We start from the raw sequence: 12,645 nt of genomic DNA, 5'->3' as shown, positions 1-12,645 counted from the left end.
AGCCTAATGAGAAAGGGAAATATCCTTATAAACATCGTAGTGTAAGAAGTGCTGCTGCAAGCATTAAGCGTTATTATGAATATATTTTTACCTATGAGGAATATCCGGAATTAAATATTGAAAAGACAACAAATAGGATTGAAGGGCTATTTAAAGAACTTAAGGATAAATTACGCCCTCACAGTGGTTTAACAAGAAAACATAAGATACTGTTTATACAGGATTTTTTAAATAAAAAAAGCTGGTAAAGATCATCNAGAATAATCTTTACCAACTATTTTGTCCTATAAAGGCATAAAGTGCAAAAAGACCAACTATTTTGTCCTATATGCCGTTAAATTTGCTGTAAACAGAAAGAACACGCTTATTTAGCTACACACTCTTGTAATAAGACTTTATCTTGAGAAGCGGTTTTGCCTAATTGCAACCAAGAATTCACTTTACTTTGTTGCCAATTCTGTTTGTTCAACGCTTCAACACTTAACATATAATGCTGATTCGCAAAAACAAAATTATCATCTTGGCTTAGTTTTTTATCCTGTTTTAATACTTCTGTCTTTCCTTGCCAAAAAACGTTCACCTGATCTTTCTGATAACTGACGTTAAGATCTTTACCATTATCACAACGATACACTACATCACCGCTGTTATTCTTGCCGGTGTTTGCCTGTGCTGCATTACTAATTTTTAGTTTCACATCATAAACACGTTTCGCATTCGGTTGTTTACGTGCGTCATTACGAGTTTGGTACACAGTTAAAGTATATTTGCCGGAATATGGCAACACTTGATAAGTCGCGGATAAATTATCTGCTTTAGCGTGGCTAAGTGAAAATTGAATTTGGCGATCATTATCAATGGTTTCTAAAGTAAGAAGCTGACCTTGTTTTGCATAAAAGCTATAGCGATCCACATCATAGCCTTTGATTGTACCTTTTAATTCGGCGAAATTTTCCCCTTTAGCAAACTGTACGGCAAAATCATTAGCATTTTCGGCAACACCATTATTGCTGTTATTGGTAGATTGTGCGGCATTTACACTGCAAGCCTGTGCCAAACCAAGCACAAACAATGCTGTTACTAATTTTAATTTCATATTTGAACTCCTTTTATTTAAAAACTAATAAAAAAGGATAGTGTTTTTTAAATCACTATCCCTCTAAACCTAAAATAAACGAAATCAGTTTATTAAAGTGCTGATTTTGCTTTTTCAACTAAAGCAGCGAAAGCTACTTTATCGAATACTGCGATATCAGCAAGAATTTTACGGTCGATTTCCACAGAAGCTTTTTTCAAACCGTTGATGAAACGGCTATATGATAAACCGTTTTGACGAGCTGCCGCATTGATACGTGCAATCCATAATTGACGGAATTGACGTTTACGTTGACGGCGGTCACGGTAAGCATATTGACCAGCTTTAATTACTGCTTGGAAAGCAACACGATATACACGAGAACGTGCACCATAATAACCTTTAGCTGCCTTAAGAATTTTCTTATGACGAGCTCTTGCAATTACACCACGTTTTACACGGGCCATAGGAATCTCCTTTGTCTATTTGTACTTAAAAAATAACGAAACGTTCGCTAACCCGCGGGTTATGCGTATGGTAAACAAGCTACGACTAAAACCTGGTCTGCTTTCGCAACCATTGATTTATGACGTAAATGGCGTTTACGTTTAGTTGATTTCTTAGTCAAGATATGACGAAGATGAGATTGTTTACGTTTAAAACCGCCAGTTCCAGTTTTTTTGAAACGTTTAGCAGCGCCACGTACTGTTTTAATTTTAGGCATTGTTTAATAACTCCGCATTGTTTACGATTAATCACTAATAATCAGGCGAATAAAAAGTAACGATGTCAAACACCGTTACTTCTCACTACTTGAACTGCACTGATTATTTCTTTTTCGGGGCAAGCACCATCACCATTTGACGACCTTCAATCTTAGATGGTTCAGATTCAACTACAGCTAATTCTGCTAAATCTGCTTTGATACGATCCAACATTTCGATGCCAATCTGTTGATGTGCCAATTCACGACCACGGAAACGCAGTGTGATTTTGGTTTTATCCCCATCTTCCAAAAAGCGAATCAGGCTGCGTAGTTTTACCTGATAGTCGCCTTCGTCAGTTCCGGGACGGAACTTAACTTCTTTTACTTGAACAACTTTCTGTTTCTTTTTCTGCTCTTTGGCAGTTTTGCTCTTTTCATAAAGGAATTTACCGTAATTCATAATACGGCAAACCGGAGGTTCGGCATTAGGACTGATCTCAACCAGATCCAAATCGGCCTGTTCAGCCAACTCCAACGCCTGTTGGATAGATACAATTCCCGCCTGCTCACCATCTTGGTCGATCAAACGGACTTCCTTCACACGAATTTCTTCATTAATACGATTCGGGCGATTAGCTGCCGGTGCTTTTTTTACGGTTTTAATAATCTTATTCCTCTATTAATTTAACTTATCTATCTGCAAAATACAGAAACTTAGGTTGTTCATCAATTCATTGACAAAAAACGGTGCAAATTCTATAAGATTTCCGCTGTAGTTGCAACAAGCAAGCTCGATTTTCTCATTTTCATTTTTTATTATAAGCCAAGCGCATAACGCAAAGCCTGACGCTTAATAAAGCCTGCTCGTTCAGAAGCTAATAACGCAATATTTCGCGCTACTTTAACCGGCAACAACGGCGAGCGAAATGTTTTATAAAAAACATCCATTGTTGATTGCATTAACAAATTGTCTTTATAGCGTTGCTGTTGATAGCGTTGTAAAAATTGCTCTTGCGCTAAGCCTGAATCCTGTTTTAATGCCCATTCAACATTTTCCAATAGGGCTTTCACATCCTTAAAGCCAAGATTTACCCCTTGTCCGGCTAAAGGATGAATACTGTGCGCCGCATCACCGACCAAAATCACACCGTTTTTATAATACTGCTGTGCGTGGCGGCGAGTTAAGGCGAATGAACCCCATTTTTTCACGGTAATTTTGCCTAATCTTGCCGGGAAATATTGCTCAACTTCTGTGGTGAGTTTTTCTGCTGATAAATTTTTTAAAGAATCAATCCGCTCAGGGGTATCATACCAAACCAAACAGGCTTGTTTACCCAACAATGGCAACAATGCTCGCGGGCCGCTCGGATAAAATTGTTGCCAAGTCATCGACTGCTGTTCGGCTTCGGTATCCACCAAAATCAACATACAGTCCTGTTGATAACGCCAACCGGTAACACCAATACCGGCGATTGTTCGCCATTGGGAAGTTGCACCGTCAGCAGCGATAATATAGGGGCTACAAATCTGTTCACCATTATCTAAAGTAAGATGCCATCTGTTCTGCTGATATTGTTGTGTGCTGACAGTACAATTCACAGCAAAATCAACATTCGGTAATTGTTGGAACTGTTGCCACAACCCCTCTTGAATTAATTGATTTTCCACCATAAAACCAAGTTGCGACAAATTAATCTCTTTTGCACTAAAAGTGGTGGAAAACCCCTCTATCTCCCACGTGCTTAATTCACTGTAAGGACAAACTCGGCGATCTGCGATATATTGCCACGCATTTAAATGCTGCAATAAGTTAACCGATCCTTGACTAATCGCGGAAATGCGTAAATCGTACTCGCTGTCAGCGCTAAAATACGGCAATGATGAACGTTCTACCACGAAAATTTTCAAGCCCAATTTAGCTAATCCGGCGGCACAAGCCGCACCGACCATTCCACCACCGATAATAATAAAATCGTAATGTTTTGCCTGTTCACCCATTTTGTGTACCCTTTTTCTCATTTTTCTTTTATTTTACTCACAAAAGCCGGTGTTGCCTAAAAGAAAATCACTCACATACCCCAATGAAGTGCTAGAGATTATGTAGATAAATCGGTAGAATAGCCGCCGACTTTTTACACCGCTATATTCAGATAGCACTATTTTTATCGCGGATAAGCAAATTGTACGCTTATCCAATTTAAATCATCCATTAACTTTCAACTGAAATAGAATGACACAAAAACTACATATTAAAACTTGGGGCTGCCAAATGAATGAGTATGACTCAGCCAAAATGGCAGACCTGTTAAACAGCACGCACGGTTTGGAATTGACAGAAAACGCGGAAGAAGCGGATATCTTATTATTAAATACCTGTTCAATCCGTGAAAAAGCACAAGAAAAAGTATTCCATCAATTAGGACGTTGGAAAGATTTGAAAAAACAAAATCCGGATCTGATTATCGGTGTCGGCGGTTGCGTTGCCTCACAGGAGGGCGAACATATTCGAGATCGTGCGCCTTATGTCGATATTATTTTCGGGCCACAAACGTTGCACCGCCTGCCGGAAATGGTGAATCAAATTCGTGGCGGCAAAAGTGCTGTGGTCGATGTCAGTTTCCCGGAAATCGAAAAATTTGACCGTTTACCTGAACCTCGTGCCGAAGGCCCGACCGCATTTGTTTCCATTATGGAAGGTTGTAATAAATACTGCTCATTCTGCGTTGTGCCTTACACCCGTGGCGAAGAGGTAAGCCGTCCGGTCGACGATGTGTTATTTGAAATCGCACAATTGGCAGAGCAAGGTGTACGCGAAGTGAATCTGTTAGGGCAGAATGTGAATGCTTATCGTGGACCGACCCACGACGGCGGTATTTGTTCATTTGCCGAATTATTGCGTTTAGTGGCGGCAATTGACGGTATTGATCGCTTACGTTTTACCACTTCTCATCCAATCGAATTTACCGATGACATTATTGACGTTTATCGCGATACTCCGGAGCTGGTCAGCTTCCTGCATTTACCGGTGCAAAGCGGTTCCGACCGTATTTTATCAATGATGAAGCGCAACCACACCGCATTGGAATACAAAGCGATTATTCGTAAACTGCGTGAAGCACGTCCGGATATTCAAATCAGTTCCGATTTTATTGTCGGCTTCCCGGGCGAAACGGCGCAGGATTTTGAACAGACAATGAATCTCATTGCGCAAGTCAATTTTGATATGAGTTTCAGTTTTATCTACTCTGCCCGTCCCGGCACACCGGCAGCAGATATGCCGGACGATGTGAGCGAAGAGGAGAAAAAACAGCGTTTATATCTGTTGCAGGAACGCATTAACCAACAGGCATCGCAATTCAGCCGCCGTATGTTAGGCACTGAACAACGCATTTTGGTGGAGGGTCCGTCCAAAAAAGATATTATGGAATTGACCGGTCGTACCGAAAATAATCGTATTGTTAATTTTGTCGGCTCACCGGATATGATTGGCAAATTTGTTGATGTTAAGATCACCGATGTTTATACCAACTCTTTACGTGGTGAAGTTGTGCGTACCGAAGATGATATGGATCTTCGCGTGCAACACTCACCGCAAGCCGTAATGCAACGTACACGCAAAGAGGATGAACTTGGTGTGGGGCATTATCAAGCCAATTAATCATTTTTCAGCGGGAAAGGTAACGTGCTTTTCAGCAGTTGGCTTGTTTTATCAAAAACGCCTAAATGATTGAAACGCCGCTATTCACAGCGGTAGAATGTACTAATTCGGAAGAGGTATAACCTCTTCCAAATCAAGGCAATCCACAGTGCAATGCTTTATCTGTTGTTCTGTGAATTGAAACATGCTATTTTTAGCCACTGTTTTGCCGAAACGGCATAAAACACTTAGTTTTTATTTTGTTATTAAGGAAAAAAACAATATGGGTATTATCTCTACAGCATATGCTGCCGACGCTGCAGCACAACAGGGCGGCGGCTTACAAATGATCTTTTTATTGGTCATTTTTGGGCTTATTTTCTACTTTATGATTTTCCGTCCGCAATCTAAACGTAATAAACAACATCGTGAATTGATGTCTTCACTTGCGAAAGGTGAAGAAGTTTTAACCAGCGGCGGTTTATTAGGCAAAATCACTAAAGTTTCTGCTGAGAGCGACTATATTGTTATCGCCCTTAACGACACTAACGAAGTTACTATCAAAAAAGATTTTATCGTAGCCGTTCTACCGAAAGGTTCTATCAAATCACTTTAATTTACCTTCCAGACAAGGTTAGAACACGCGTTTTTAGCGCGTAGTGTGGGTTAGCGGGGCAATCAACAACTGTTTGATTGCCCTGTGTGTTAAACAATTTACAAAGGTTTTTATTGTGTTAAATCGTTTCCCTTTATGGAAGAATCTGATGGTGATCTTCGTTGTCGTCATCGGCATTTTATATGCGCTTCCAAATCTTTACGGTGAAGACCCGGCAGTTCAGGTTTCAGGAACGCGCGGTCAACTTGCCACCGAACAAACCTTATCCGACGTTCGTCAGGTACTTGAACAAAATAAACTTCCTATTAAATCTATCGCCTTAGAAAACGGCTCTATTTTGGCAAAATTTACCAGCACTGATGAGCAGCTTCTCGCCAAAGATAAAATTTTAGAAAAACTGGGCGATAACTATTCCGTTGCATTAAACCTTGCGCCGGCAACGCCGACTTGGTTGACTGATATCGGCGCCGGCCCAATGAAATTAGGCTTGGATTTACGTGGCGGTGTGCGTTTCTTAATGGAAGTTGACTTAAAATCGGTACTGGCTAAACAGCAAGAACAGTTACAAGATTCACTCCGCACCGAATTGCGCAAAGAAAAATTTGTCTATAAAGCAATCCAATCCGGTGAAAATTACTCCACCGTTATCACCCTTGCCGATAATATTTCACCAAGTGATGTGGTGCGTGTATTAAAGCGTAAACACGCTAATTGGGACGTGGTCAGCAATGGGCAAAATGTTACATTAACCCTTTCAGAAAATGAACTGACTCATTTAAGAAAGAGTGCCGTTGAACAAAATATCACTATTTTACGTAAACGTGTGAATGAACTTGGTGTTGCTGAACCTGTGGTGCAACAGCAGGGAGCAGATCGAATCGTAGTGGAATTACCGGGGGTACAGGATACTGCTCGTGCTAAGGAAATTTTGGGCGCAACTGCAACATTGGAATTCCGTATGGTCAATCAAACCGCCAATCTTGCAGCTGCTGAAAATGGAATGGTGCCGTCCGATTCAGAATTACAACACGACCGTAACGGTACACCGGTTGTTGTTTATCGTAAAACCATTTTAGGTGGTGAGCATATTACCGATGCCAATTCCGGTAATGATGAATATGGTCGTCCTCAAGTAAATATCTCTTTGGACAGCGAAGGCGGAAATATGATGTCGGAAGCGACTAAAACCGCAATCGGTAAACCAATGGCGACTGTTTATAGTGAATATAAAGACAGCGGTAAAAAAGATGAAAACGGTAAAGCAATTTTGACAAAACACGAAGAAGTCATTAACGTTGCTACCATTCAATCTCGTTTAGGCAATACTTTCCGTATTACCGGTATCAACTCCCCTGCTGAAGCGCAAAATCTTTCCGTGTTATTACGTTCAGGTGCATTAATTGCTCCGATTCAGATTGTTGAAGAACGCACTATCGGGCCTTCTCTTGGGGCGCAAAATATCGAACAGGGTATGCAAGCAAGCTTCTGGGGCTTATTGATCGTTGTGCTCTTTATGGCGCTTTACTACCGTAAATTCGGTTTGATCGCTAATTTGGCATTGGTTGCCAACATCGTTATTCTGGTTGGTTTGATGTCATTAATTCCGGGGGCTACGTTATCTATGCCGGGGATTGCAGGGATCGTGCTGTCGGTCGGGATGTCAGTCGATGCCAACGTGTTGATCTTTGAGCGTATTAAAGAAGAGTTGCGTAACGGCCGTTCGGTACAACAAGCCATTAACGAAGGTTACAGCGGCGCTTTCTCCAGTATTTTCGATGCTAACCTGACAACTATTTTAACGGCTGTCATTCTTTATGCAGTAGGTAGCGGCCCGGTAAAAGGCTTCGCGATTACATTATCTCTTGGTGTTGCCATTTCGATGTTTACTGCCATTACCGGTACTCGTGCGGTGGTGAATTTCCTCTATGGTGGAAAACGAATCAGTAAATTATCGATTTAAGGGAAGCATTATTTATGAAAAATACAGATAATCAAACTGAAACAGTTAACGATATTAAGCTGCCATATAAGCTAATCCACTTTATGCGCTATCGTATGGTGGGCTATGCTTTATCAATTATTGTGGTAGCAATTTCATTATTTTTTATTATCACTAAAGGTTTTAACTGGGGCTTGGACTTTACCGGCGGAACGGTGATCGATACTTCGTTCTCACAACCTGCCGACTTGCCGAAAATCCGCTCTATTTTAGCGCAAAACGGTTTGGATAATGCGGTGGTACAAGCATCAGGCGGCGTACGTGATGTAATGGTGCGTGTACCGGCATCTGTCAATGATCCGAATATCGGCACACACATCAAAACCATTTTAAGTGACAATATTGATAAAGACGTTTCCATTCGCAGTATTGAATTCGTTGGTCCAAATGTGGGTGAAGAGCTAACCACTTCGGCGATTTATGCCACTTTAATCACTTTGGCAATGCTATTGCTGTATGTCGGTTTACGTTTTGAATGGCGTTTAGCTTTAGGAGCAATTCTCTCTTTGGCGCACGATGTGATCGTGACTTTAGGTTTCTTCGCGATGCTACAAGTTGAGATTGATCTAACCTTTGTGGCGGCGATTCTTTCCGTTATCGGTTACTCCTTGAACGATAGTATCGTGGTATTTGACCGTGTACGTGAGAATTTCCGTAAAATTCGTCGTGCCTCTACGGTGGAAATTATCAATATTTCACTTAGTCAGACCTTATCCAGAACATTGATGACCTCTATCACCACATTAATTGTGGTTATCGCATTATTATTATTTGGCGGTCCAACAATCCACAGTTTCTCGTTAGCGTTATTGATCGGTATCGGTTTCGGTACTTATTCATCAATTTATATTGCGATTGCACTTGCGCTTAACTTCGGCTTGAAACGTGAACATATGTTGCCGCCGAAAGTGGAAAAAGAGGGCGCAGATCAAGAGTCACTTTTACCATAACAAAAGTTTCTCAACATAAATCAAGCGACATCAGCCGTTTTTACGGCTGATGTTTTATTGAATATCCGCTATAATAACGCCATTCAAGTTGATAAAGGCTTTCTCAAAATGCGTCAAAAAAAGATGATGAAATCACTCGATGCTATCGATATGAAAATTCTTAATGAGTTGCAACATAACGGTAAAATTTCCAATATCGAGCTTTCAAAACGTGTCGGTTTATCGCCAACACCTTGTCTGGAACGAGTAAAACGCTTAGAAAAACAAAATGTGATTATGGGATACCGGGCTTTACTCAACCCGGAATTATTAGATTCACCGCTGTTAGTAATTGTCGAAATTACTTTGGTTCGCGGTAAACCGGATGTTTTTGAAGAGTTCAATCGTGCGGTGCAGGATTTAGAAGAGATTCAAGAATGCCATTTGGTTTCCGGTGATTTTGACTATTTATTAAAAACCCGTGTTGCCGATATGGCTGCTTATCGTAAACTGCTCGGTACCACGTTGCTCCGTCTTCCGGGAGTAAACGACACTCGCACCTATGTCGTAATGGAAGAGGTGAAACAGACCAATTATTTACTACTCAAATAACTTCCTGCCCTTTAGTTAATGACTAAAGGGCTTTTCTTCTCTTCCCTTGCCTTCCTTGCTTTCCTCGCCTATTATGCCTCGCTTATTTTTTGTCATATAACTGTCATATTTCTCCGTTATAGTCATTTCAGAATTTAAACAACCTTTTTGAAACACTATGGAGAAACCTATGAAGTTACGCTATTTACTGACGTTGATGGCATCTGCATTCGCATTAAATTCATTTGCTCAAACCATTTATCCGATTGATCGTGCCACAATGATGGTTGACGGCAAATTTGATTTTAAAGTGGAATTTGACGAAATTGTAAAACCGGAACAGGTAAAAATTACCATTAACGGCAAAGATTTCACTAAAGTATTGGGTAGTAACAACATTGAATTTGTTGAAAAAGAGGATGGCGAGCCAGTTTCTGCAATTTGGTTAAGAAATGTCAGTATTCAAGAGCCAGGAAAATATCAAGTTACCGCACAAGCAAACGGTAAAAGCAGCAAAGTAAATTGGACAGTCTATCGCACACCGGATATTGCGAAAGCCAAAAATATTATCTTCTTTTTAGGTGATGGCTTATCCGTGGCACACCGTACCGGCGCGCGCATTTTATCTAAAGGTGTAACTGAAGGAAAAGCAAATAGTTTATTAGCTATGGATACGCTGCCGGTAACCGGTTTTATCGGCACATCCAGTACCGATGCCATCACGGCGGACAGTGCCAACACGATGAGCACCTATATGACCGGGCATAAATCAGCCATTAATGCTCTCGGTGTCTATGTCAGTCGCTCTAAAGATAATCTTAATCACCCGAAACAGGAAACACTCGGTGAATTAATTAAACGTAAAACCAATAAAAGTTTAGGTATTGTTTCCGATGCAGAATTGGAAGATGCCACACCAGCAGCTGTTGTTTCTCATACCAGACGGCGTGCGGATAAAGATAAAATTGCCGGAATGCTTTATGAAGTCAAACCGGATGTATTGTTAGGCGGTGGTTCTGCTTATTTCCTACCAAAATCAGTACCAGGCTCAAAACGTAAAGATGATATCAATTATATTGAAAAATTTAAGGCGGACGGTTATCAGTTAGTTACAACCAATACCGAATTAACCAATATTGCTAAAGATACTAAGCAGTTATTAGGCTTATTCCATACCGGCAATATGGATACCGTTTTAGATCGCCGTTTTCTAAAAACCGAAGCGACCAAAAAATTCCCGGATCAACCTGATCTCACCACAATGACACAAACGGCATTAGACGTATTATCCCAAAATCCGAACGGTTTCTTCTTAATGGTGGAATCCGCATTAATCGATAAATCTTCTCATCCGCTTGATTGGGAACGTGCTTTGATGAGTACGATTATGTTTGATAAGTCGATTGAAATTGCTAAAAAATTCGCCGAAAAACATCCGGATACATTAATTATTGTCACCGGCGATCATACGCACGGTTTATCGTTAATCGGAACAGTAGACGACAACAAACCGGGTGATGATATGCGAGAAAAAGTCGGCGTTTACGCAGCCGCCGGTTATCCGAATTATGAAGATAAAAACCAAGACGGCTATCCTGATAGATTGGATGTTAGCAAACGTTTAGCGGCATTCTTTAATAATTATCCTGATTATTACGAAACTTTCCGCCCAAAACTTGATGGTATATTTGTCCCCGCCATTAAAAACGAGAAAGGTGAATATGTCGCCAATGAAGCCTATAAATCGGTGCCGGGTGCGGTATTGCGTACCGGCATTCTGCCAAAAAGTGAATCCAACGGCGTACACGCTATTGATGACATCGTCATTCAAGCACAAGGTCCGGGATCAGAAGCGATTAAAGGCTATATGGAAAACTCCGATATTTTCAAAGTTATCGTTGACAGCTTCGCCATTAACGGCAAAGAAAAAGGGAAATAACTTATGCAAATCAATCTTATAGCGAGGTTCGCCTCGCTATTTTTAGCTATTTTACTGTTATCGGGAATATTTTCTCCGGCAATGGCAATAACCCAACTTAGTTTCGATCAGCTTTACGGCAAGATTTCAGCATTGGGAATGGAATTCTCTGATAAGGTGAAATCATTAAAAGATCAAGAGGTAGAAATGCACGGCTTTATGGCACCACCATTAAAAGCAGATGCGAAATTTTTTGTTTTGACCAAAGCACCGATGGCACTCTGCCCGTTCTGCTCTTCCGATGCGGATTGGCCTGCCGATATTGTGGTGGTTTATCTTGATAAAAAGCAGCCGTTCGTACAAAACAACACGATGATTAAAGTAGAAGGGAAACTGTCTTACGGCTCTTGGACTGATCCGGCAACCGGATTCGTCAGTTTGCTAAGACTCACCAATGCCACTTTCAGTGAATTATAAACAGGAATCGCGTATGACTTTACTTTCTCTCCATAATGTTACCGTCAAAGTTCCCGGTCTTTCTTCGCCAATCCTATCTATTCCACATTTTTATCTACAATCTTCACAACAAATTGCGCTGATGGGGCCTTCCGGTTGCGGTAAAAGCACGTTTTTAAACATCATCTGCGGCTTATTAAAACCGAGTTCCGGCAATATTTTATGGAAGAATCAGGATTTAACGATACTTTCTACCGCACAATGTGATCATTGGCGTTTTCAAAATATCGGCATTATTATGCAGGATTTTTATCTTACTAATGGATTAACCGCACTAGATAATGTGCTGTTACCCTCCGCTTTTCGGAATTGGCATATCAAAGCTTCTCTACAACAACGCGCAAAATATTTATTACAGCAATTAAAAATGCCTCATTTCGATATGATCTGCACCCCAAAAGTTGGACTTATTATCCAACAACATACAAAGGTGCAGATTTTTTATGACTAAATATAACCAAACATTTAAACAACAAGTGGTAGATTTCTACTTTCAACACGAGGAAAACCTTTCTTTAACCTGTCGTACATTTACCGTGTCTAAACGCACATTAAGGCGTTGGATTGCCCAATATCAACATTCAGGTATAAAGGGCTTAGCCGTGCTGCATACCAAACGAACCTACACCCCAGAGTTTAAATATCACGTCATACAAAC

Annotated in this window: 14 protein-coding genes and 1 pseudogene; 10 read left to right on the top strand and 5 right to left on the bottom strand. The window is 40.7% G+C overall.

Annotated features, from left to right (window positions below):
- Positions 1-248, top strand: a pseudogene (locus A3EO_RS0110320) (IS256 family transposase, variant Zn-binding type); the annotation flags it as partial.
- A gap of 116 nt (positions 249-364) precedes the next feature.
- Here A3EO_RS0110320 and A3EO_RS0110315 read toward each other — a convergent pair.
- The 5 genes from A3EO_RS0110315 to A3EO_RS0110295 all read right to left on the bottom strand — a co-directional run bounded on the left by A3EO_RS0110315 (position 365) and on the right by A3EO_RS0110295 (position 3,779).
- Entirely contained in the window at positions 365-1,096 is a 732-nt protein-coding gene (locus A3EO_RS0110315) for an ACP-like domain-containing protein (protein WP_018347082.1), read from the bottom strand.
- A gap of 92 nt (positions 1,097-1,188) precedes the next feature.
- Complete coding sequence (gene rplT, locus A3EO_RS0110310) at positions 1,189-1,542, bottom strand: 50S ribosomal protein L20 (RefSeq protein WP_013745267.1); 354 nt, start codon at positions 1,540-1,542, stop codon at positions 1,189-1,191.
- A 59-nt stretch (positions 1,543-1,601) separates the two neighbouring features.
- Positions 1,602-1,799, bottom strand: coding sequence for a 50S ribosomal protein L35 (gene rpmI / locus A3EO_RS0110305; protein ID WP_013745268.1), 198 nt, complete (start codon positions 1,797-1,799; stop codon positions 1,602-1,604).
- A 103-nt stretch (positions 1,800-1,902) separates the two neighbouring features.
- Positions 1,903-2,445, bottom strand: a complete 543-nt coding sequence (infC, locus tag A3EO_RS0110300) for a translation initiation factor IF-3 (RefSeq protein WP_080638295.1) — start codon at positions 2,443-2,445, stop codon at positions 1,903-1,905.
- 152 nt (positions 2,446-2,597) lie between these two features.
- Positions 2,598-3,779 (bottom strand): FAD-dependent monooxygenase, encoded by a 1,182-nt coding sequence (locus A3EO_RS0110295; RefSeq protein WP_018347080.1) that lies wholly within the window; start codon positions 3,777-3,779, stop codon positions 2,598-2,600.
- A gap of 232 nt (positions 3,780-4,011) precedes the next feature.
- Here A3EO_RS0110295 and miaB point away from each other — a divergent pair, with 232 nt between their 5' ends.
- The 9 genes from miaB to A3EO_RS0110250 form a co-directional block, all read left to right on the top strand.
- Positions 4,012-5,439, top strand: a complete 1,428-nt coding sequence (gene miaB / locus A3EO_RS0110290; protein ID WP_026211112.1) for a tRNA (N6-isopentenyl adenosine(37)-C2)-methylthiotransferase MiaB — start codon at positions 4,012-4,014, stop codon at positions 5,437-5,439.
- Between the two features lie 262 nt (positions 5,440-5,701).
- Positions 5,702-6,034 carry a preprotein translocase subunit YajC gene (gene yajC / locus A3EO_RS0110285; protein ID WP_013745272.1) on the top strand — a complete coding sequence of 111 codons (333 nt, stop codon included), beginning with the start codon at positions 5,702-5,704 and terminating at the stop codon, positions 6,032-6,034.
- A gap of 115 nt (positions 6,035-6,149) precedes the next feature.
- Complete coding sequence (gene secD, locus A3EO_RS0110280) at positions 6,150-7,994, top strand: protein translocase subunit SecD (RefSeq protein WP_026211111.1); 1,845 nt, start codon at positions 6,150-6,152, stop codon at positions 7,992-7,994.
- A 14-nt stretch (positions 7,995-8,008) separates the two neighbouring features.
- Positions 8,009-8,983, top strand: coding sequence for a protein translocase subunit SecF (gene secF / locus A3EO_RS0110275; protein WP_013745274.1), 975 nt, complete (start codon positions 8,009-8,011; stop codon positions 8,981-8,983).
- Positions 8,984-9,091: 108 nt separating this feature from the next.
- On the top strand, positions 9,092-9,574 hold the full coding sequence (gene lrp, locus A3EO_RS0110270) for a leucine-responsive transcriptional regulator Lrp (RefSeq protein WP_013745275.1): 483 nt from the start codon (positions 9,092-9,094) through the stop codon (positions 9,572-9,574).
- Positions 9,575-9,743: 169 nt separating this feature from the next.
- The gene (locus A3EO_RS0110265) at positions 9,744-11,492 is read left to right on the top strand and encodes an alkaline phosphatase (RefSeq protein ID WP_018347077.1); all 1,749 of its coding nucleotides are present in this window, start codon (positions 9,744-9,746) and stop codon (positions 11,490-11,492) included.
- A gap of 3 nt (positions 11,493-11,495) precedes the next feature.
- Entirely contained in the window at positions 11,496-11,948 is a 453-nt protein-coding gene (locus tag A3EO_RS0110260) for a hypothetical protein (protein ID WP_018347076.1), read from the top strand.
- Positions 11,949-11,961: 13 nt separating this feature from the next.
- Entirely contained in the window at positions 11,962-12,438 is a 477-nt protein-coding gene (locus A3EO_RS0110255; protein ID WP_018347075.1) for an ATP-binding cassette domain-containing protein, read from the top strand.
- Positions 12,431-12,645 (top strand): helix-turn-helix domain-containing protein (locus tag A3EO_RS0110250; protein WP_018346433.1); only part of this gene is annotated, 215 nt, incomplete at its 3' end. The genes A3EO_RS0110255 and A3EO_RS0110250, both read left to right, overlap by 8 nt.

It is taken from the genome of Gallibacterium anatis DSM 16844 = F 149 (assembly GCF_000379785.1).
GTDB lineage: Bacteria > Pseudomonadota > Gammaproteobacteria > Enterobacterales > Pasteurellaceae > Gallibacterium > Gallibacterium anatis.
Note: the sequence above shows the minus strand (reverse complement) of the source record. Positions and strands in the feature narration are given on the sequence as shown.

Bases quoted from the DNA above. Each gene is read 5' to 3' on its own strand.
- A3EO_RS0110315 (WP_018347082.1), bottom strand. From the start codon at position 1,096: ATGAAATTAAAATTAGTAACAGCATTGTTTGTGCTTGGTTTGGCACAG.
- rplT (WP_013745267.1), bottom strand. From the start codon at position 1,542: ATGGCCCGTGTAAAACGTGGTGTAATTGCAAGAGCTCGTCATAAGAAA.
- rpmI (WP_013745268.1), bottom strand. From the start codon at position 1,799: ATGCCTAAAATTAAAACAGTACGTGGCGCTGCTAAACGTTTCAAAAAA.
- A3EO_RS0110295 (WP_018347080.1), bottom strand. From the start codon at position 3,779: ATGGGTGAACAGGCAAAACATTACGATTTTATTATTATCGGTGGTGGA.
- miaB (WP_026211112.1), top strand. From the start codon at position 4,012: ATGACACAAAAACTACATATTAAAACTTGGGGCTGCCAAATGAATGAG.
- yajC (WP_013745272.1), top strand. From the start codon at position 5,702: ATGGGTATTATCTCTACAGCATATGCTGCCGACGCTGCAGCACAACAG.
- secF (WP_013745274.1), top strand. From the start codon at position 8,009: ATGAAAAATACAGATAATCAAACTGAAACAGTTAACGATATTAAGCTG.
- lrp (WP_013745275.1), top strand. From the start codon at position 9,092: ATGCGTCAAAAAAAGATGATGAAATCACTCGATGCTATCGATATGAAA.
- A3EO_RS0110265 (WP_018347077.1), top strand. From the start codon at position 9,744: ATGAAGTTACGCTATTTACTGACGTTGATGGCATCTGCATTCGCATTA.
- A3EO_RS0110260 (WP_018347076.1), top strand. From the start codon at position 11,496: ATGCAAATCAATCTTATAGCGAGGTTCGCCTCGCTATTTTTAGCTATT.
- A3EO_RS0110255 (WP_018347075.1), top strand. From the start codon at position 11,962: ATGACTTTACTTTCTCTCCATAATGTTACCGTCAAAGTTCCCGGTCTT.